This window comes from Brevibacillus halotolerans (assembly GCF_026891775.1).
In the GTDB taxonomy this organism is placed as follows: Bacteria; Bacillota; Bacilli; order Brevibacillales; family Brevibacillaceae; genus Brevibacillus_B; species Brevibacillus_B halotolerans.
The window spans coordinates 1-295 of record NZ_JAPTNK010000072.1 but is presented as its reverse complement, the minus strand read 5'-3'; the positions used below and the strand labels follow the sequence as shown (position 1 = coordinate 295).

The 295-nt window shown below is 46.8% G+C and carries 1 protein-coding gene; it reads left to right on the top strand.

All coding sequences use genetic code 11. The features are described 5' to 3' along the window. The coding region (locus tag O0550_RS24220; protein WP_258427434.1) for an ATP-binding cassette domain-containing protein at positions 1 to 295 on the top strand (295 nt) is incomplete at both ends.

Genomic DNA, 295 nt, shown 5'->3' with positions numbered 1-295 from the left:
GTCTAAAAGAGCGTATGGAACACAAGCCGCCTATGATGTCCGGCGGTCAAAAGCAACGTGTAGCCATCGCCCGTTCTCTCGTGAATCGCCCGGCGATTTTGCTAGCGGATGAACCAACGGGAAACCTAGACAGCCGTTCTACTAGAGAGGTTATGGCCATTTTCCAAAAATTGCACGCACAGGGAGTTACCATTATTCTTGTCACGCATGAATTGGATACCGCTCAGCACGCAGAACGTATTGTTGTCTTTAAAGATGGTGTCATTATGAAGGATGAAAAAGTAAAAGAACGACT